This is a genomic window from Streptomyces sp. NPDC052079 (assembly GCF_040680275.1).
Lineage (GTDB): Bacteria > Actinomycetota > Actinomycetes > Streptomycetales > Streptomycetaceae > Streptomyces.
Genome location: NZ_JBFAWL010000009.1, coordinates 30,863 through 49,727 on the forward strand (window position 1 = coordinate 30,863; position 18,865 = coordinate 49,727).

Below are 18,865 nucleotides of genomic sequence, written 5' to 3' on the forward strand. Positions count from 1 at the left end.
CTCCTTGCCCCGTCGCACGGTAGCCTCGCCCTCAAGACGACCCGCTCAGCCCGGAGGTTCCGGTGACGACTCGTGGAGTTCTGTACGTGCACTCCGCGCCCCGCGCGCTGTGCCCGCACGTCGAGTGGGCCGTCGCCGGAGTGCTCGGCACGCGCGTCAGCCTGGACTGGATCCGCCAGCCGGCCGCCCCCGGCACCTGGCGCTCGGAGTTCTCCTGGCAGGGCCGGCCGGGCACCGCATCCAAACTCGCCTCCGCGCTGCGCGGCTGGCAGATGCTCCGCTTCGAGGTCACCGCCGAGCCCGGCGCCACCGTCGAGGGCGAGCGCTACAGCTGCACCCCCGACCTCGGCATCTTCCACGCCGTCACCGGCATCCACGGCGACATCCTCATCCCCGAGGACCGCCTGCGCGCTGCCCTGGTCCGCTCCCAGACCGAAGAGACCAACCTGGAAGCCGAAATCGCCAAACTCCTCGGCAAACCCTGGGACGACGAACTAGAACCCTTCAGATACGCAGGAGAAGGCGCCCCGGTCCGCTGGCTCCACCAAGTGGTGTGAACAAGCGCAGGAAAATCAGGGGCGCGGGGCTGTATCGACATGCGGCTACGCCGCGTGGGCGCAAAAGGGGGTCTGGGGGGCGAAGCCCCCCAGTGACGGGACGGGAAGGGGCGGCGGGGGCGAAAAAACCCTGAGCACACCCCGAACCCACCCGCACCCGCAACCTCGCACCGCACAAGAAAGAACCCCCACCCCAAGGGGCGGAGGCCTTTCCCTCACACTCGGACGAAACGGTCACACAGACCGAAACGCCAGCACCACGTTGTGCCCACCAAACCCGAACGAGTCGTTCAACGCAGCGATCCGCCCGTCCACGGGCAACTTCCGCGCCTCGCCCCGAACAACATCCGCATTCGCCTCCGCCTCAGGATCAAGGTTGTCGACATTGATCGTCGGCGGAGCCACCCGGTGGTACAGCGCCAGCACCGTCGCCACCGACTCCACACCACCCGCCCCACCGAGCAGATGACCCGTCATCGACTTGGTCGCGGAGACCGCGAAGTGGTCCGCGTCATCCCCGAACACCTTCCGCAGCGCCTTCAGTTCGGCGATGTCACCCGCCGGAGTGGACGTCGCATGCGCGTTGACGTGGACGATCTCGGCCGGGTCCAGATCGGTCCGGTCCATCAGGTTGTGCAGGGCGTGCGAGATGCCGCGCCCCTCCGGCTCCGGCTGCACGATGTCGTGGGAGTCGGCGGAGATGCCCTGGCCGACCGCCTCCGCGTAGACGCGGGCGCCGCGCGCCGCGGCGTGCTCGGCGGACTCCAGGACGATCACGCCCGCGCCCTCGCCCATGACGAAGCCGTCCCGGGCGACGTCGTAGGGACGCGAGGCGCCCTGCGGGTCGTCGTTGTTCTTGGACATCGCCATCATGTTGCCGAACGCGGCGATGGGCAGCGGGTGGATCGCCGCCTCGGTGCCACCGGCGACGACGACGTCGGCGCGGCCGGTGCGGATCATCTCGATCGCGTAGCCGATGGCCTCCGCGCCGGACGCGCAGGCCGAGACCGGGGTGTGCACGCCCGCCCGGGCGCCCACGGCCAGGCCCACGTTCGCCGAGGGGCCGTTCGGCATCAGCATGGGGACGGTGTGCGGGGAGACGCGGCGTACGCCCTTCTCCTTCAGCACGTCGTACTGGTCCAGCAGGGTCGTCACGCCGCCGATGCCGGAGGCGATGACCGCGCCCAGCCGGTTCGGGTCGATGTTCGGGTCCTCGCCGGCCTTGGCTTCGAAACCGGCGTCGGCCCAGGCTTCCTTGGCCGCGACCAGCGCGAACTGCGCCGAGCGGTCCAGGCGGCGGGCCTGCGGCCGGGGGATGACCTCGGTGGGTTCCACGGCCACCGGTGCCGCGATGCGGACCGCCTGCTCGGCGGCCCACTCCTGCTCCAGGGACTTCACGCCGGAACGCCCGGCGACCAGTCCCTCCCAGGTAGAGGCCGCGTCGCCACCCAGCGGTGTGGTTGCGCCGATACCGGTGACGACCACGGTGCGATTGGTCGGGCTCATCGGAATGCTCTCTCCAACGGATCTACGAGGATTCGTACGGCGCCACCGCCGGGTGGCGGGGCCGGGGTGCCCGGCCCCCGGGCCTCCCGTACGGACGGAAGGCCCGGCAGGGCTCAGGCCTGGTGCTTGAGGATGTACTCGGTCGCGTCGCCGACCGTCTTGAGGTTCTTGACGTCGTCGTCGGGGATCTTGACGTCGAAGCGCTCTTCGGCGGCGACGACGACCTCGACCATGGACAGCGAGTCGACGTCCAGGTCGTCTGTGAAGGACTTGTCCAGCTGGACGTCCTCAACCGGGATGCCGGCGATCTCGTTCACGATCTCCGCGAGACCGTCGACGATCTCTTCCTGAGTGGCGGCCATGGTGGCGCTCCTTCGTTGTGATTCCAGCGGTTGTGATGCGTGCCGCGGGGGCGGCGGGTTCTGCGGTGCCCGTGCCGGATCCGATCATCCGGCACGGAGTGCCTAGGGGAGGGTAACGACCGTTGCGGCGTAAACCAGACCCGCCCCGAAGCCGATGACGAGCGCGGTGTCGCCGCTCTTCGCCTCGCCGGTCGCCAGGAGCCGCTCCATCGCGAGCGGGATCGAGGCGGCCGAGGTGTTGCCGGTGGTGCGGATGTCACGGGCGACCATGACGTGCTCCGGCAGTTTCAGGGTCTTCACCATCGAGTCGATGATCCGCACGTTGGCCTGGTGCGGGATGAAGACGTCCAGGTCGTCCGCGGTGATCCCGGCCGCGTCCAGCGCCTGCTGGGCGACCTTCGCCATCTCGAACACGGCCCAGCGGAACACCGCCTGGCCCTCCTGCGTGATCGCGGGGAACTTCTCGACGGTCCCGTCGCGGTAGTCCGTCCACGGCACCGTCTGCTTGATGGTCTCGGACTTGTCGCCCTCCGAGCCCCACACGGTCGGGCCGATCGCGGGTTCCTGGGACGGGCCGACGACCACCGCGCCCGCGCCGTCACCGAACAGGAAGGCGGTGGCCCGGTCCTCCAGGTCGGTCAGGTCGCTCAGCCGCTCCACGCCGATGACCAGGACGTACTCCGCCGACCCCTCGACCACCATGCCCTTGGCCAGCGTGAGCCCGTAGCCGAAGCCCGCGCAGCCGGCCGAGATGTCGAAGGCGGCGGCCTTGTCCGTGCCCAGCTTGTCGGCGATCTCCGTAGCGACGGCGGGGGTCTGGCTGAAGTGCGAGACCGTCGAGACGACGACGGCGCCGATCTGCGAGGCGTCGATCCCGGCGTCCGCGATCGCCTTGCCGGACGCCTCGACGGACATCGCCGCGACCGTCTCCTCGGGCGAGGCCCAGTGCCGGGTCTCGATGCCGGAGCGGGAACGGATCCACTCGTCGGACGAGTCGATCGTCTCCAGGATCACCTCGTTCGGCACGATCCGGGTGGGCCGGTAGCCGCCCACGCCGAGGATGCGCGCGTACGGGGCGCCCTTGCTGGGCTTGATCTTCGCCATGCGGGTCGGCTCCTTAGGGCGGTCAGGCGGCGTGCTCGGCGATGAGCTCGCGGGCCGCGTCGAGGTCGGCGGGGGTCTTCAGGGCCAGCGTCCTGACGCCGGGCAGGGCGCGCTTGGCGAGGCCGGTCAGGGTGCCGCCGGGGCAGACCTCGAGCAGGGCGGTGACGCCGAGCTCCTTGAAGGTCTCCATGCACAGGTCCCAGCGGACCGGGTTGGCCACCTGGCCGACCAGGCGCTGCAGCACCTCGGCTCCGGAGGCGACGGCCTGGCCGTCCTTGTTCGACACATAGGTGACCTTGGGGTCGCCGGGCGTCAGCGCCTCGGCGGCCGTCGCCAGCGTGTCGACCGCCGGGCCCATGTGGTGGGTGTGGAAGGCACCGGCGACCTGGAGCATGACCACCCGGCGTACGCCCTCGGGCTTGTCCCCCTCCAGCGCGGCGAGCTGCTCCTTGGTGCCGGCCGCGACGATCTGGCCCGCGCCGTTGATGTTCGCCGGGGTCAGGCCCAGCTTCTCCAGGTGCGCCACGGTCGTCTCGGGGTCGCCGCCGAGCAGCGCCGCCATGCCGGTCTCCGTGATCGCGGCGGCGTCGGCCATGGCCAGACCCCGCTTGCGGACCAGGGACAGGGCGGCGGTGTCGTCGAGGACGCCCGCGAAGGCGGCGGCGGTGATCTCGCCGACGCTGTGACCGGCGACCGCCCCGGGCGCGACATCCGTCGGGGCACCGAGTGCCGAGGCGGACAGCAGCCCGGCCGCGACCAGCAGCGGCTGGGCCACGGCCGTGTCACGGATCGCGTCCGCGTCGGCCTTGGTGCCGTAGTGGACGAGGTCGAGTCCGATGACGTCGGACCACGCGGCGACGCGGTCCGCGGCACCGGGGAGTTCGAGCCATTCAGTCAGGAAGCCGGGCGTCTGGGCGCCCTGGCCGGGAGCGACGAGTACGAGCACTCTCACACTCTCTCTTGGGGACGGCCACGGCCGCCCGTGAGGACAAGGACGAAGAACGGAGGGGGGTTTTGTGGGGCCTCGACAAAAGGTTAGAGCTGGAGATCGCCATCGACCAGACGCCCCAGGATCAGCGCGATCCGCAGCGTGAAGGCAGAGCGTACATCGGAGGGTGACCATCCGGTGACGTCTGTCACACGTCGAAGCCGGTAACGAACGGTGTTGGGATGCACGAACAGCATGCGTGCCGCGCCCTCGAGGCTGCTCGCCTGTTCCAGATACACACTGAGCGTCTCCAGCAGCGCGGCCCCGGCCTCCTCCAGCGGTCTGTAGATCTCCTCCACCAACTGCTCGCGCGCGGACGGGTCTCCGGCGATCGCCCGCTCCGGGAGCAGATCGTCCGCCAGTACCGGGCGGGGGGCGTCCTGCCATGCGGAACACGCCTTGAGGCCCGCGGCGGCGGCCTGCGCGGACCGGGTCGCGGCCAGCAGGTCCGGCACCACCGGACCGGCCACCACCGGCCCCGCCGCATACGGTCCGATCAGCGACTTCGCGACTCCCAGCGGATTGTCGCTGCCGCCCGCGATCACCACGAGCCGGTCCCCCAGCACCCCGGTCAGCACCTGAAGCTTGGCGTGCCGGGCCGCCCGCCGGATCGCCTCCACGGTGAGTTCCGAGTCACCGTCGGGGGCGGTTCCCAGCACCACGCACACATGCTCGGGCGAGTTCCACCCCAGCGCGGCGGCCCGCGACACGGCCCCCTCATCGGCCTCACCGCTGAGCACGGCGTTCACCACCAGGGACTCCAGCCGCGCGTCCCAGGCACCCCGTGCCTCGGCGGCCTGCGCGTACACCTGGGCCGTGGCGAAGGCGATCTCCCGCGCGTACACCAGCAGCGCCTCACGCAGCACGTTCTCGTCGCCGGGCGCCGCCACCTCGTCGATGGCGGACTCCATCACCTCGATGGTGGTGCGCACCATCTCCACGGTCTGCCGCAGCGTGATCGCCCGGGTCAGTTCACGCGGCGCGGTGCCGAAGACGTCGGTGGAAATGGCCTGCGGGGCGTCGGGACGCCGGAACCACTCGGTGAAGGCGGCGATGCCCGCCTGGGCGACCAGGCCGATCCAGGAACGGTTCTCCGGGGGCATGGCCCGGTACCAGGGCAGCGTCTCGTCCATCCGCGCGATCGCCTGCGCGGCGAGGCTGCCGGACGACCGCTCCAGCCGCTTCAGCGTCGCGTCATGCGGATGGGCGGGGCGTGCGGAGGCTTCGTTGGTGCTGGTTTCGGGTTCGGGCACGGGGACAAGACTGCCTTATCCGGACGGGAGGGCGTGCCCCAGGGCCTACCGTGGTCCATGTGATGGACGTACGGCGCGCTCGCGAGCGCTATCAGGGCGGTGATCCGGCGGCCGGAATCGAGACCCGCCACGCCTTCTCCTTCGGCCCCCACTACGATCCCGGCAACCTCCGCTTCGGGGCGGTGATCGCCTGCAACGAGGAGCGCCTCGCCCCCGGCGCGGGCTTCGACGAGCATCCGCACAGCCACACCGAGATCGTCACATGGGTGGTGGAGGGCGAGCTGACCCACCGTGACTCCACGGGCCACGAGACGGTGATCCGCCCCGGCGACGTCCAGCGCCTGAGCGCCGCGTCCGGCGTCCGCCACGTGGAGCGCAACGCCGGCCCGGCTTCCCTCACCTTCCTCCAGATGTGGCTGGCCCCCCTCGAACCCGGCGGCGACCCCTTCTACGAGGTCGTCCGCGGCATCGCCGACTCCACCCCGTACGCCCTCCCCGAGGCCGGCGCGATGCTCCACGTCCGCCGCCTGTCCCCGGGGGAGCGCACGGCGGTACCGGACGCGGCATACGTCTACGCCCACGTCGTACGCGGCGAGGTAACCCTGAACGGCGAGCCCCTCTCCCCGGGCGACGCGGCCCGCATCACGAACGCCAAGGACATCGAGGCAGTGGCCATGAACACACCGGCGGAACTGCTGCTGTGGGAGATGCGGGACGCGTGACCCCGTGACCCGGACCCGGCGGGAAGCGTCCGGGGAGCGGGGTCAGCCGCGCAGCTCCGCCAGTACCGCGTCCGTGAACGGTGGCCACGCCTCGGTTGCCCAGGGGCCGAAGGGGCGGTCGGTGAGGGCGGCGCATGCCGCGCCCGCGTCCGGGTCGATCCACAGGAACGTGCCCGACTGGCCGAAGTGGCCGACGGTGCGCGGGGAGGATGAGGTGCCCGTCCAGTGCGGGGACTTGGCGTCGCGGATCTCGAAGCCGAGGCCCCAGTCGTTGGGGTTCTGGTGGCCGTAGCCCGGCAGTACGCCCTTGGTCCCCGGGTACTGCACGGTTATCGCCTCCGCGACCGTGCGCGGGTCCAGCAGCCGCGGGGCCTGCACCTCGGCGGCGAACCGCAGCAGGTCGTCGACCGAGGACACGCCGTCCTTGGCAGGGGAGCCGTCCAGCGAGGTCGCCGTCATCCCCAGCGGCTCCAGCACCGCCTGCCGCAGATACTCCGCGAACGGGATCTCCGTCGCCTTCGCGACGTGGTCGCCGAGCTGCTCGAAGCCGGCGTTGGAGTACAGCCGCCGCTCCCCGGGCGCCGAGGTCACCCGGTGCTCGTCGAACGCCAGCCCCGAGGTGTGCGCGAGCAGGTGCCGGACCGTGGAGCCCTCCGGGCCCGCCGGTTCGTCCAGCTCGATCGCGCCCTCCTCGTACGCCACCAGCACGGCGTACGCGGCGAGCGGCTTGGTGACCGAGGCCAGCGGGAAGCGGTGGGTCGCCGGTCCGTGGGTGCCCAGGACGGTGCCGTCCGCCCGTACCACACCCGCCGCGGCGGTGGGAACCGGCCAGTTCTCGATCAGCGCGAGGCTCTTCAGCGACATGCCGTCGAGCCTAAGCGTCGCGGCACGGGCACTGTCCCGGGGGCCCCGCCCCGGCCGGTTTCCCGCCTGCGCCGCTTGCCTGGAGTGCACTCCAGCGTTCTAGCGTGGGGCCATGACGGTGACGCAGACCACGGACACCAGTGCCGACATCTGCGCCGGGCCCCCGCAGGGGAACCGGCGGCCGGACGGCGCGGACAGGTACACGATCAGCGAGGTCGCCGCCCTCACCGGGCTGACGGCGCACACCCTGCGCTGGTACGAGCGCATCGGACTGATGCCGCACATCGACCGTTCGCACACCGGGCAGCGTCGCTACACCAACCGCGACCTCGACTGGCTCGCCCTCGTCGGCAAGCTCCGCCTGACCGGAATGCCGGTCGCGGACATGGTGCGGTACGCGGAACTGGTCCGCGCGGGCGACCACACGTACGCCGAGCGCTTCGAGCTGCTCAAGGAGACCCGCGAGGACGTGCTGTCCCGGATCGCCGAGCTCCAGGGCACGCTCGCCGTGCTCGACCGCAAGATCAGCTTCTACGGGGACGCTGGGCGGGCCCCGGCGTCCGAGAGGACACGATGACGAACGACAGGATCGGCACGGCGGCACTGGGCGACGGCGGCCCCGAGGTGGGCGTACAGGGCCTTGGCTGCATGGGCATGAGCTTCGCGTACGGCCCGGTGGACGCGGAGGCCTCCCGGGCGACCCTGGAGCGCGCCCTCGAACTGGGCGTCACGCTCTACGACACGGCGGACTCGTACGGCGCGGGCGACAACGAGCGGTTCCTGGCCCCGTTCTTCAAGGCCCACCGGGACGAGGTGGTCATCGCCACCAAGTTCGCCCTGTCCATCCCGCCGGACGACCCGACCCGGCGGATCATCCGCAACGACCCGCCGTACATCCGCCGCTGTGTCGAGGCGAGCCTGAAGCGCCTGGACGTCGATGTCATCGACCTCTACTACATGCACCGGCGCGATCTGAACGTGCCGATCGAGGAGACCGTCGGTGTCATGGCGGAACTGGTGCGCGAGGGCAAGGTCAAGCAGCTGGGCCTGAGCGAGGTCACGGCCGACGAACTGCGCGCCGCCCACGGGGTGCACCCGATCGCCGCCGTGCAGTCGGAATGGTCGCTGTTCAGCCGGGACATCGAGGCGAAGGTCGTACCGGCCGCACACGAACTGGGCGTGACCCTCGTCCCGTACTCCCCGCTCGGCCGGGGCTTCCTCACCGGCTCCTTCGCCGACGCCGACCAGGATCTGACGTCCGACGACTTCCGCCGCCGGATGCCCCGCTTCACCGGCGACAACGCGGCGGCCAACGCCGCCCTGCTGGACCCCCTCCGCACGGTGGCCGAGGCCCACGACGCCACGCCCGGCCAGATCGCCCTGGCCTGGGTCCACCAGCAGACGGCCGTCCACGGCCTCCAGGTGGTCCCCATCCCGGGCACCCGCAAGCCGGGCCGCGTGGAGGAGAACACGTCGGCGGCCCACATCACCCTGACGGGACAGGAGCTCGCACTCCTCGACCCCATCGCCGCGCAGGTGGCGGGCCCCCGCTATCCGGACATGGCGTTCACGTCCGCAGGCCGGGAGTAGCAGAACCCCGTTAAAGCTCCGCCAGCAACTCCGCCTTCTTGGAGGAGAACTCCTCGTCCGTCACCAGCCCCGCCTGATGAAGCTCCCCCAAGTGCCGGATCCGCTCGGCGATATCCGCCGGGTCACGGCGCGCACGCGCCGTGGGTATCGCCGGCACCGGCGCACAGCTGCGCACCGCCGCCAGCACGGCCGCCGCGAACGGCAGTGACTCGTGCACGGGTCCGTACCCCAGCCCGAACACCACCGCCGCCGGATCCTGGTCGGCCTGTGCCGGCGGAGCCACCGTGTCCCGCCGCAACAGCCGCAGATGCCCTTCGAACACCTCGGGCGACCGCCACTCCACCCCGCTCAGTTCACCGACGGCGAACCGCTGGTCCCCGGCCTTCCACTTGGCCGACGACGCGCCCGTCCAGAACCAACGGAAGGACACCGCCGTACCGTCGAACGCGGCCTTCGCGTCGTACGCCTTGAACTGCAGCGGCACCTTGGGCGCGGCCACCAGATGGCGTTCGGCGGGGCCGGACTCGGTGAGCCGGCCGCGCAGTTCGTCGGCGTAGTACTCGGCGAGCGTCTCGCGCTCGGCGGGCAGCACCAGGCGGTAGGGGTCGCTGCTCTCCTTCAACTGCCCGGCGGCCGCCTCCATCAGCGGATCCGCGCCGGGCCGGAGCTCGGCACGCAGCACCACCGTGCCGCGCTTCCCCGGCGCGAGGGTCACCCCTTCGATCGCCTCCAGCGGCACTCGGCGCTCCCCGAGTGCCTGAAACAGCTTGGGTGTTCGAATCCCCCGTTCGTAACGGATGAGCACGGAGTCGGACTCGAACTCCCAGGCGGCATGAAATCCGGCCAGTACGTCACCCATGCGGCTCATCGTATGCGGCACGAGCTTCTCCGTCCCCTCCCCGCGCATACCGCAGTATCTCCGCCTCTACGCGCGTCCGGTAGTGGCCGTACCGGACAAACCCGCCCGGCAGACGTCGCCTTCTCCGGCACAGGACACCGCGCGGTACGCGCCAACGCCGATCTCGGCGAAGTTCCGCAGACTGTCCGTGCCCGGCACGAAGTACCCGGCGTGACCCTTCGCCTCCCGCGCCGACAGCACCCGCGCCCCGAAGCCGTCGGCCACCGGGTCTGCCCCGTGGCCGAGTCCGCCGAGCTCCAGGTACGGCACGTCCTGGATCCAGTCGTCGGCGTCGCGCATCGCCCACACCCGCGCGCTCGTGTGCAGTTGGGAGGCCTTCTCGACCCGCATGCCGGGGCTGCCGGCCACCGCGATGTCGGCCACCCGGTCCGGCAGCGACGGCGCGGCGATCCCGCAGACCACGGAGCCGTAGCTGTGGCAGAACAGCGAGACCGGTGCCGTCCCGGGCAGTGCGCGCACCAGCGCGTCCAGCCGCTGGGCGCCGTCCTCGGCGCGCATCGCCGTGGCCGCGTCCATGCCGAGCCCGCTGGGGGCGGTGTAGTCCGCCCAGGCGATCACGGCGGTACGGGTGGCGGGATCGGCGTCGCGTTCGGCCGCGTACAGGGACTTCGCCATGCCGACGGGGGCCGAGTGCGTGCGGTGCGTGCGCTGGAAGGTGAGCAGCTCGGTGTCGGCACCCGGCACGATCACCGAGACCCGCTCGGCGTCCCGCAGATCGCCGAAGACCTCGGCGACCCGGCCCGGGCCCGTCGGATCGAAGGCGAGGATGTGCCGGCCGGGGCTCATCAGCGCCTCGAAGCGGTCCAGCCTGCGGGCGGCGTACTGCTGGCCGGAGGGGGTGAGCCGGTCGTCGTGCACCCGTTTGAGCTCGACCTTGCGGGCCTGATCCAGCGCGATGCGGTTGGCGTGGTAGCGCAGCTCGACGGGCGCGCCGTTCATGTTGCCGACCGCCAGCGGATAGCGGTGCGCGAGATCGGCGCGCTGTGCCTCGGTGAGGGAGGCGAAGAAACCGGCCAGCCGCGGGGGCGCCGACTGGGGGTCCGGGAGCCGGTGACCGGCTACGCGGCCCTCCTCCCATGCGCTGAGCGATGCCTGGAGCGGGGCGGGGTCGCGGTCGTGGCGCGACACCGTCCAGCCGGTGGTCGCCAGCATCACGAAAACGACGGCGAGCGCGAGCAGCGCACGCCAGACGTTGAGCTGCGGGGAGGTGTCGAAGGAAGTCACTGCTAGGACACACTAGGAGAACGAGAGTGTCTCGCGGGAATCAAGTGACCGGTATCACGTTTCGGCGAGCCGCTTCGGGGATCACTTCGTACGCCAGTTCCCCGCCAGGGCCGGGCCCACATGGTCCAGGCAGGTCGTCATCAGCTCCCGCATGGCCGCGACGCTGAGGTCGTCACCGGCGGACCAGCGCCGCTCCGCCACGCGGACCACGCCGCCGAACGCGGCCACCAGGACGCGCGGCCGGGGATCGGCGTCGACGTCGATCCCTTCGCGCTCGGCGATGATCCGCGCCAGTTCCTCCTCCAGTTCGGTCGCGCGGCGCAGATGGGCGGCGAGCAGGGCGGGCGTCGACTCGATGACCCGGTAGACCCGCATGTGCAGTTCCAGCGGGACCAGCTGCTCCACGGCCTCGTTGATGCTGTCCCAGCTGTCGAGCACGGCCCGGCGCAGCACGTCCAGCGGCGCCTCGCCGGGCGGGCGGGCGCGCACCGCGTCGACGACGTGCGTCTCCGCCAGCCGGGGGACGAAGAAGGCCACGTCCTCCTTGCTGGCGAAGTAGCGGAAGAAGGTGCGCTGCGAGACGTCGACGGCCGCGGCGATGTCGTCGACGGTCGTCCCCTCGTACCCGCGCGTGGCGATCAGCTCCAGCGCGGCCCTGACCAGCGCGTCCCGGGTGCGCTGCTTCTTGCGCTCCCGCAGGCCCGGCCGCGACAGCGCGCCCACGGCGGTCCCGGCCGTCTCCATGTGCTCCTCCTCGAACCGCGTCTGGCCGGTTCAGGCTATACGGGGGTGTCGTGTCAGTTACCGACTAGTGATTTGGTTTGTCAACTGTCAGTGGCTGACATTAGCCTCAACGCATGACTAGTCAGACCATCGACAAGGCGGGGCCGGGCGACGGGCCGCCGGCCGGCACCTCGGGCGCGACGCCGGGCAAGGGGCTGCGCGGACACCCCTGGTTCACCCTCGTGACCGTCGCCGTGGGGGTCATGATGGTGGCCCTGGACGGCACCATCGTGGCCATCGCGAACCCGGCCATCGGTGACGACCTGGACGCGAGTTGGTCCGATCTCCAGTGGATCACCAACGCCTACTTCCTGGCCCTGGCCGTCTCCCTGGTCACCGCCGGCAAGCTCGGTGACCGCTTCGGCCACCGCCAGACCTTCCTCATAGGCGTGGCGGGCTTCGCCGCCTCCTCGGCCGCCATCGGACTGTCCGACGGCATCACGATGGTCGTCGTCTTCCGTGTCTTCCAGGGCCTGTTCGGCGCCCTGCTCATGCCGGCCGCGCTCGGCCTGCTGCGGGCCACGTTCCCGGCCGAGAAGCTCAACATGGCGATCGGCATCTGGGGCATGGTCATCGGTGCCTCCACCGCGGGCGGCCCGATCCTCGGCGGTGTGCTCGTCGAGCACGTCAACTGGCAGTCGGTGTTCTTCATCAACGTGCCGGTCGGCATCCTCGCCGTCGCGCTCGGCGTGTGGATCCTGCTCGACCACCGCGCGGAGAACGCGCCGCGCTCGTTCGACCTGCTGGGCATCGCGCTGCTGTCCGCCGCGATGTTCTGCCTCGTCTGGGCTGTGATCAAGGCTCCCGAGTGGGGCTGGGGCGACGTCCGGACCTGGTCGTTCATCGCCGGCTCGCTGGTCCTCTTCGCGGGCTTCGCCTTCTGGGAGACGAAGGTCAAGGAGCCGCTGATTCCGCTCGGGCTGTTCCGTTCGGTCCCGTTGTCGGCGGGAGTCGTGCTGATGGTCCTGATGGCCATCGCCTTCATGGGAGGCCTGTTCTTCGTCACGTTCTACCTGCAGAGCGTGCACGGTCTGAGCCCGGTCGAGGCGGGCCTCCACCTGCTGCCGCTCACCGGCATGATGATCGTCGGCTCACCGCTCGCCGGTGTGATGATCACCAAGGCCGGTCCGCGCATCCCGTTGGCCGGCGGCATGGTCCTCACCGCCCTCGCCATGTACGGCATGTCGACGCTGGACAAGGGCACCGGCAGCGCCGTGATGTCGCTGTGGTTCGCCCTGCTGGGCCTCGGCCTCGCCCCCGTCATGGTCGGTGCCACCGAGGTCATCGTGGGCAACGCGCCGCTGGACCTGTCCGGTGTCGCCGGTGGTCTCCAGCAGTCCGCGATGCAGATCGGCGGCAGCCTGGGCACGGCGGTGCTGGGTGCCGTCATGGCCTCCAAGGTCGACAGTGACCTCCCGGCCAACTGGGCGGACGCGGGCCTGCCGCCGCTCTCCCCGGAGCAGCTGGAACTGGCGGAGGAGGCCGTCCAGAAGGGCGTCGCTCCGGTGCCCGAGGGCACCCCGGCCCAGATCGCCGCGAAGATCACCGACGTCGCCCACGACACGTTCCTCTCCGGCATGAGCCTGGCGTCCCTGGTCGCCGCCGGAGTCGCCGCGGTGGCCGTGCTGGTCGCGTTCCTCACCAAGCGCGGTGAGAACGCGGAGGCCGGCGCGGGCGTCGGCCACATCTGACGGTCCGTCGTACGTCGGTTTCGCTCATCAGGGTGAACCGATGCGGTGATCCCGCCCCTCGCCGGGCGCTGCAGGTCACAGTGGGTCAGGTCCTCCGCAGGGCATGGAGGATGCCGGCTGCGGCGCGCTGCTGGAGGGGGGCAGCGCGCATGCGGTGGCCCACCCGCCGTGCGCGGGGCGTGAATTCACCGCGGATACGGGGGTACCCGCCATGTCAACCAACCCTTCAGGGAGTTGATGATGGCGAGCTTCGGACACGGAACGCGCAGGCACCCCCGCACACGTGGCCGGACGTGGTCACGGTCCGGGCCGGATCGCGCGACACTCGGGATCATCGGAGCCATCTGCGCGGTCGCGGGCTTCTTCGTACTGGGGATCGTCCTCGGCCCGGTGGCGATGATCTGCGGGTGGCTCGCCATGGGCCGCAGCTGGGCGGGCTCCCGCTCAGCACCGGCCCTGGTAGCCCTCATCCTGGGCGCCATAGACACGCTCCTGGCCCTACTCCTCCTATCCGGAGCAACCGGCGCGGGCTACGGCATGTGGTAACCCACCGCCCAGCACCACCCCACAGAGGGGGCCTCCGACAACCAGCCGAAGGCCCCCTCACCCCTGCCACCCACCGCTCCCGGAGGAAAGTGCCACACCGGGGCTGGCGGGACGACTCCCGGCGCCTGCAGGTGTGCGGCCGGACAACCCACCCAGGGGCGCGGGGAACTGCGCGAGCAACCACCACACACCCGCAGCCGCCCCACCACCCCACGCGGCACACTCTCACGCCCCCGGCGCCCCGGGCACTCCGGGCACTCCGAGCCGGACGCCCGGACAACCCACCCAGGGGCGCGGGGAACTGCGCGAGCAACCCCAACGCACCCGCAGCCGCCCCACCACCCCACGCGGCACACGCTGACGCCCCCGGCACTCCGGGCACTCCGCGCACTCTGGGCCGGACGGCCGAACAGCCCACCCAGGGGCGCGGGGAACTGCGCGACCAGCCCCGACGCACCCGCAGTCGACACACCGGCAGTCGCCCACCAGCCCCGGCAAAACCCCCCGCGCCCGCCGCAGGCGTTACGCGTCGCCCCCCACGACCCCCGGATCCGCCGCCGCGACATCCAGCAGCTGATACCGATCAATCGCCTGCTTCAGCACCGAACGGTCAATGTGCCCCTCGCGGGCGAGTTCCGTCAGCACCGCCACCACAATCGACTCCGCGTCGATATGGAAGAACCGCCGAGCCGCCCCCCGCGTATCCGCGAAGCCGAACCCGTCCGCGCCCAGCGACTGATACGTCCCCGGCACCCACCGCGCGATCTGATCCGGCACCGACCGCATCCAGTCGGACACCGCCACCACCGGCCCCTGCGCCGCCGCCAGCTTCCGCGTCACATACGGCGTCCGCTGCTCCTCCTCCGGGTGCAGCAGGTTGTGCCGCTCGCAGTCCACCGCCTCGCGCCGCAGTTCGTTCCAGGAGGTCGCCGACCAGACGTCCGCCCTGACGTTCCACTCCTCGGCGAGGATCCGCTGCGCCTCGATCGCCCACGGCACCGCGACCCCGGACGCCAGGATCTGCGCCGGGAGCGAACCCGTCGTGCCCTCGCTGAAGCGGTAGAGGCCCTTGACGATGCCCTCCGCGTCCACGTTCTCGGGTTCCGCGGGGTGCTGGATCGGCTCGTTGTACACGGTGAGGTAGTAGAAGACGTCCTCGCCGTGCGGATGCTCCTCGTCCCCGCCGTACATCCGGCGCAGCCCGTCCTGCACGATGTGCGCGATCTCGTAGGCGAAGGCAGGGTCGTACGCGACACAGGCCGGGTTCGTGGACGCCAGCAGCTGCGAGTGGCCGTCCGCGTGCTGGAGCCCCTCACCGGTCAGCGTCGTACGCCCCGCGGTGGCACCGAGGACAAAACCGCGGGCCATCTGGTCGGCCATCTGCCAGAACTGGTCACCGGTGCGCTGGAAACCGAACATCGAGTAGAAGACGTACACCGGGATGAGCGGCTCGCCGTGCGTGGCGTACGCCGATCCGGCGGCGATCAGCGAGGCCGTGCAGCCGGCCTCGGAGATGCCGTCGTGGAGCATCTGCCCGTTGGGCGCCTCCTTGTAGGCGAGCAGCAGATCCCGGTCCACCGACTCGTACTTCTGTCCGAGCGGGTTGTAGATCTTCGCGCTCGGGAAGAACGAGTCCATGCCGAACGTGCGGTACTCGTCCGGCGCGATCAGCACGAACCGCCTGCCGATCTCCTTGTCCCGCATGAGGTCCTTCAGCAGCCGGACGAAGGCCATGGTGGTCGCGATGGACTGCTGACCGGAGCCCTTCTTCACGGTCGCGTACGTCTTGTCCTCGGGCAGCCGCAGCGGCTTCGACCGCACCACCCGGGTCGGCACATAACCGCCCAGGGACCTGCGGCGGTCGTGCATGTACTGCATCTCCTCCGTGTCCGGGCCCGGGTGGTAGTAGGGCGGCAGACCGGACTCGAGGTCCTTGTCGGGGATCGGCAGATGCAGCCGGTCCCGGAAGTGCTTCAGGTCGTCGACCGTCAGCTTCTTCATCTGGTGCGTGGCGTTGCGGCCCTCGAAGTTCGGACCCAGCGTCCAACCCTTGATCGTCTTGGCGAGGATCACCGTCGGCTGGCCCTTGTGCTCGAGGGCCGCCTTGTACGCCGCGTAGATCTTGCGGTGGTCGTGACCGCCGCGCCCCAGGTGCAGGATCTGGTCGTCGGTCATGTGCTCGACCATCGCGCGCAGCCGGTGGTCGTCGCCGAAGAAGTGCTCGCGGATGTACGCGCCGGACTCGGTGGCGTACGTCTGGAACTGCCCGTCCGGCGTGGTGTTCATCTTGTTGACCAGCACACCGTCGCGGTCCTGGGCGAGGAGCGGGTCCCAGGTGCGGTCCCACACCAGCTTGATCACGTTCCAGCCGGCGCCCCGGAAGACCGACTCCAGCTCCTGGATGATCTTGCCGTTGCCGCGCACCGGCCCGTCGAGCCGCTGCAGGTTGCAGTTGACCACGAAGGTGAGGTTGTCCAGCGCCTCGCGCGCGGCGAGGGTCAGCTGGCCCAGCGACTCCGGCTCGTCCATCTCGCCGTCGCCGAGGAACGCCCACACGTGCGACTTCGACGTGTTGGCGATGCCGCGCGCCTGCATGTAGCGGTTCATCCGGGCCTGGTAGATCGCGCCGATCGGGCCCAGCCCCATCGACACGGTCGGGAACTCCCAGAAGTCCGGCATCAGCCGCGGGTGAGGGTACGACGACAGCGCGTACGGCGCCTTGGACTTCTCCTGCCGGAACCCGTCCAGGTGCTGCTCGCTCAGCCGGTCCAGCAGATACGCGCGGGCGTAGATGCCGGGCGAGGCGTGGCCCTGGAAGAAGACCTGGTCGCCGCCGTCGCCCTCGTCCTTGCCGCGGAAGAAGTGGTTGAACCCCACGTCGTACAGCGACGCGGACGACGCGAAGGTGGCGATGTGGCCGCCGACCCCGATGCCCGGCCGCTGCGCGCGCGAGACCATCACGGCGGCGTTCCAGCGGGTCGCGTTGAGGATCTTGCGTTCGATCTCCTCGTTGCCCGGGAAGAACGGCTCGGCCCGGGTCGGGATCGTGTTGACGTAGTCCGTGCTGCGCATCTCGGGGACGGCCACGCGCTTGGCGCGGGCCCGTTCGATCAGTCGCAGCATCAGATAGCGGGCCCGCTCCCGGCCGCGCTCGTCGACCACGGCGTCGAGGGACTCGAGCCACTCCTGCGTTTCCTCGGGATCGAAGTCAGGAACCTGACTCGGAAGGCCGCCAATGATGATCGGGTTGCGATCGGATGCGGAAGCCACGCTGTTCCTTACCTGTCAGAGGGCCGTGAAAGGGCCGCCGTGTCGCTGCTACGGCCCGGTTTGCGCCGCTCCCCATGGTCCACCTCGGGGCCGCCGACGTCATCTCTACCGGGAGGTAATCCGCGGGCGCGACCAGTACGGTGTGCACAGGGCTCGACCATTCGAGTCTTCGTACACATGGACGGTTCTCAAAGGGTCAAACGGGGCACAAAGGTGTGGTGTGCGTCACTGCGGGCCATGATGGTGTGCCTGGAGTTGCGGTGACCCGGCCAGGATCGTCACCGTTTCGGCGGTCAGCACGGCCGGGTACTTGCGCGATCGGTCCCGCCCGTGTGGACTACGGCCAATGCTTCGCGCACGCGCGTGGCTGAGTTATTTCCCAAGACATGATCAGGAGGCAACCCGTGAGCGCGACCGCGGACCACGCGGAGGAGCGGACGAACCCTGCCGCCAGGCTGGGGTTCCAGCCCGGGCAGGTGGTCCAGGAGATCGGCTACGACGACGACGTCGACCAGGAGCTCCGCGAGGCCATCGAGGGCGTCATCGAGAGTGACCTGGTCGACGAGGACTACGACGACGTGGCTGACGCCGTTGTGCTGTGGTTCCGCGACGACGACGGCGACCTGACGGATGCGCTGGTGGATGCCGGCACGTACATCGAAGAGGGTGGCGCGATCCTGCTCCTCACGCCGAAGACCGGCCGTTCGGGCTACGTCGAGCCGAGCGACATCTCGGAGGCCGCCACCACGGCGGGTCTGACGGCGTCCAAGAGCGTCAGCGTCGGCAAGGACTGGAGCGGCAGCCGGCTGGCGACCCCGAAGGCGGCCAAGTCCAAGCGGTGAATCACCCCGGACGGGTCGGCAGCCCCCAGGCGTCGGCCCGTTCGTCGGCCTGTCGTGCTCCCTGCATAGGGTGGTCGGAGCGAACCAACCCGAAGGGATGAACACGACGATGGCGATCCAGGCAGGCGACAAGGCCCCGGACTTCGAACTCATGGACAACCACGGCGCCACCGTGCGGCTCTCCGACTACCGCGGCCGCAAGAACGTGGTGCTGCTCTTCTACCCGTTCGCCTTCACCGGCGTGTGCACGGGCGAGCTGTGCGAGGTCCGCGACCAGCTGCCGCGGTTCTCCGACCGCGACACCGAGGTGCTGGCGGTGTCCAACGACTCCATCCACACCCTGCGCGTCTTCGGTGAGCAGGAGCGTCTGGAGTACCCGCTGCTCAGCGACTTCTGGCCGCACGGCAACGTCTCCCGCGCCTACGGCGTCTTCGACGAGGACAAGGGATGTGCCGTGCGCGGGACCTTCGTCATCGACAAGGAGGGCGTCGTGCGCTGGACCGTCGTCAACGGTCTGCCGGACGCCCGTGACCTCAACGAGTACGTCAAGGCGCTCGACGCCCTGTGATTGTTCGTTTCCAGGGCCTGCGAGCTCCGGGAACCCCTCACTAGGATCTACTCGTTGATCCGACATCCAACGCACT

The 18,865-nt window shown here is 70.4% G+C and carries 18 protein-coding genes; 8 read left to right on the plus strand and 10 right to left on the minus strand.

Going from position 1 to position 18,865, the window contains the following annotated elements; translation table 11 throughout:
- The first annotated feature begins 62 nt into the window (after positions 1-62).
- Complete coding sequence (locus AB0L56_RS16355) at positions 63-557, plus strand: DUF3145 domain-containing protein (protein WP_361022682.1); 495 nt, start codon at positions 63-65, stop codon at positions 555-557.
- A gap of 234 nt (positions 558-791) precedes the next feature.
- On the opposite strand, the gene AB0L56_RS16360 is transcribed toward AB0L56_RS16355, so the two are convergent.
- From AB0L56_RS16360 to fasR, 5 genes are all read right to left on the minus strand, one after another.
- Complete coding sequence (locus AB0L56_RS16360) at positions 792-2,063, minus strand: beta-ketoacyl-[acyl-carrier-protein] synthase family protein (protein WP_365423855.1); 1,272 nt, start codon at positions 2,061-2,063, stop codon at positions 792-794.
- Between the two features lie 113 nt (positions 2,064-2,176).
- Positions 2,177-2,425 (minus strand): acyl carrier protein, encoded by a 249-nt coding sequence (locus AB0L56_RS16365; RefSeq protein ID WP_361022676.1) that lies wholly within the window; start codon positions 2,423-2,425, stop codon positions 2,177-2,179.
- Positions 2,426-2,527: 102 nt separating this feature from the next.
- Positions 2,528-3,529 (minus strand): ketoacyl-ACP synthase III, encoded by a 1,002-nt coding sequence (locus tag AB0L56_RS16370; RefSeq protein WP_365423858.1) that lies wholly within the window; start codon positions 3,527-3,529, stop codon positions 2,528-2,530.
- 22 nt (positions 3,530-3,551) lie between these two features.
- Complete coding sequence (locus tag AB0L56_RS16375) at positions 3,552-4,475, minus strand: ACP S-malonyltransferase (protein ID WP_365423861.1); 924 nt, start codon at positions 4,473-4,475, stop codon at positions 3,552-3,554.
- 89 nt (positions 4,476-4,564) lie between these two features.
- Positions 4,565-5,770 (minus strand): fatty acid biosynthesis transcriptional regulator FasR, encoded by a 1,206-nt coding sequence (gene fasR, locus AB0L56_RS16380; protein WP_361022667.1) that lies wholly within the window; start codon positions 5,768-5,770, stop codon positions 4,565-4,567.
- A gap of 62 nt (positions 5,771-5,832) precedes the next feature.
- Here fasR and AB0L56_RS16385 point away from each other — a divergent pair, with 62 nt between their 5' ends.
- Entirely contained in the window at positions 5,833-6,492 is a 660-nt protein-coding gene (locus AB0L56_RS16385) for a pirin family protein (protein ID WP_365423864.1), read from the plus strand.
- A gap of 42 nt (positions 6,493-6,534) precedes the next feature.
- Here AB0L56_RS16385 and AB0L56_RS16390 read toward each other — a convergent pair whose 3' ends face one another.
- A complete protein-coding gene (locus tag AB0L56_RS16390) occupies positions 6,535-7,356 on the minus strand; it encodes a serine hydrolase domain-containing protein (RefSeq protein ID WP_365423867.1) in 822 nt (273 codons plus the stop codon).
- 112 nt (positions 7,357-7,468) lie between these two features.
- Between AB0L56_RS16390 and AB0L56_RS16395 the strand changes: the two genes are divergently transcribed.
- Both AB0L56_RS16395 and AB0L56_RS16400 read left to right on the plus strand, forming a co-directional pair.
- Positions 7,469-7,933, plus strand: coding sequence for a MerR family transcriptional regulator (locus tag AB0L56_RS16395; protein WP_361022658.1), 465 nt, complete (start codon positions 7,469-7,471; stop codon positions 7,931-7,933).
- Positions 7,930-8,946 (plus strand): aldo/keto reductase, encoded by a 1,017-nt coding sequence (locus AB0L56_RS16400; protein WP_365423870.1) that lies wholly within the window; start codon positions 7,930-7,932, stop codon positions 8,944-8,946. The genes AB0L56_RS16395 and AB0L56_RS16400 overlap by 4 nt, the downstream gene beginning before the upstream one ends.
- Before the next feature lie 10 nt (positions 8,947-8,956).
- Here AB0L56_RS16400 and AB0L56_RS16405 read toward each other — a convergent pair whose 3' ends face one another.
- The 3 genes from AB0L56_RS16405 to AB0L56_RS16415 all read right to left on the minus strand — a co-directional run bounded on the left by AB0L56_RS16405 (position 8,957) and on the right by AB0L56_RS16415 (position 11,833).
- Entirely contained in the window at positions 8,957-9,805 is an 849-nt protein-coding gene (locus AB0L56_RS16405; RefSeq protein WP_365423872.1) for a DUF4429 domain-containing protein, read from the minus strand.
- Positions 9,806-9,871: 66 nt separating this feature from the next.
- Positions 9,872-11,089: an alpha/beta hydrolase gene (locus AB0L56_RS16410; RefSeq protein ID WP_365423875.1), complete on the minus strand. Its 1,218-nt coding sequence runs from the start codon at positions 11,087-11,089 to the stop codon at positions 9,872-9,874.
- Positions 11,090-11,170: 81 nt separating this feature from the next.
- Entirely contained in the window at positions 11,171-11,833 is a 663-nt protein-coding gene (locus AB0L56_RS16415) for a TetR family transcriptional regulator (protein ID WP_365423878.1), read from the minus strand.
- Positions 11,834-11,946: 113 nt separating this feature from the next.
- Here AB0L56_RS16415 and AB0L56_RS16420 point away from each other — a divergent pair, with 113 nt between their 5' ends.
- Both AB0L56_RS16420 and AB0L56_RS16425 read left to right on the plus strand, forming a co-directional pair.
- Positions 11,947-13,563 carry an MFS transporter gene (locus tag AB0L56_RS16420; RefSeq protein ID WP_365423881.1) on the plus strand — a complete coding sequence of 539 codons (1,617 nt, stop codon included), beginning with the start codon at positions 11,947-11,949 and terminating at the stop codon, positions 13,561-13,563.
- A gap of 237 nt (positions 13,564-13,800) precedes the next feature.
- Positions 13,801-14,109, plus strand: a complete 309-nt coding sequence (locus AB0L56_RS16425) for a small hydrophobic protein (RefSeq protein WP_365423884.1) — start codon at positions 13,801-13,803, stop codon at positions 14,107-14,109.
- Between the two features lie 522 nt (positions 14,110-14,631).
- Here AB0L56_RS16425 and aceE read toward each other — a convergent pair.
- Positions 14,632-17,379, minus strand: coding sequence for a pyruvate dehydrogenase (acetyl-transferring), homodimeric type (gene aceE, locus AB0L56_RS16430; RefSeq protein WP_365423887.1), 2,748 nt, complete (start codon positions 17,377-17,379; stop codon positions 14,632-14,634).
- A gap of 404 nt (positions 17,380-17,783) precedes the next feature.
- On the opposite strand from aceE, the gene AB0L56_RS16435 reads away from it, so the two are divergent.
- The gene (locus AB0L56_RS16435) at positions 17,784-18,221 is read left to right on the plus strand and encodes a DUF3052 domain-containing protein (protein WP_037937378.1); all 438 of its coding nucleotides are present in this window, start codon (positions 17,784-17,786) and stop codon (positions 18,219-18,221) included.
- A gap of 109 nt (positions 18,222-18,330) precedes the next feature.
- Positions 18,331-18,789, plus strand: coding sequence for a peroxiredoxin (locus tag AB0L56_RS16440; RefSeq protein ID WP_365423891.1), 459 nt, complete (start codon positions 18,331-18,333; stop codon positions 18,787-18,789).
- Positions 18,790-18,865 lie beyond the last annotated feature (76 nt).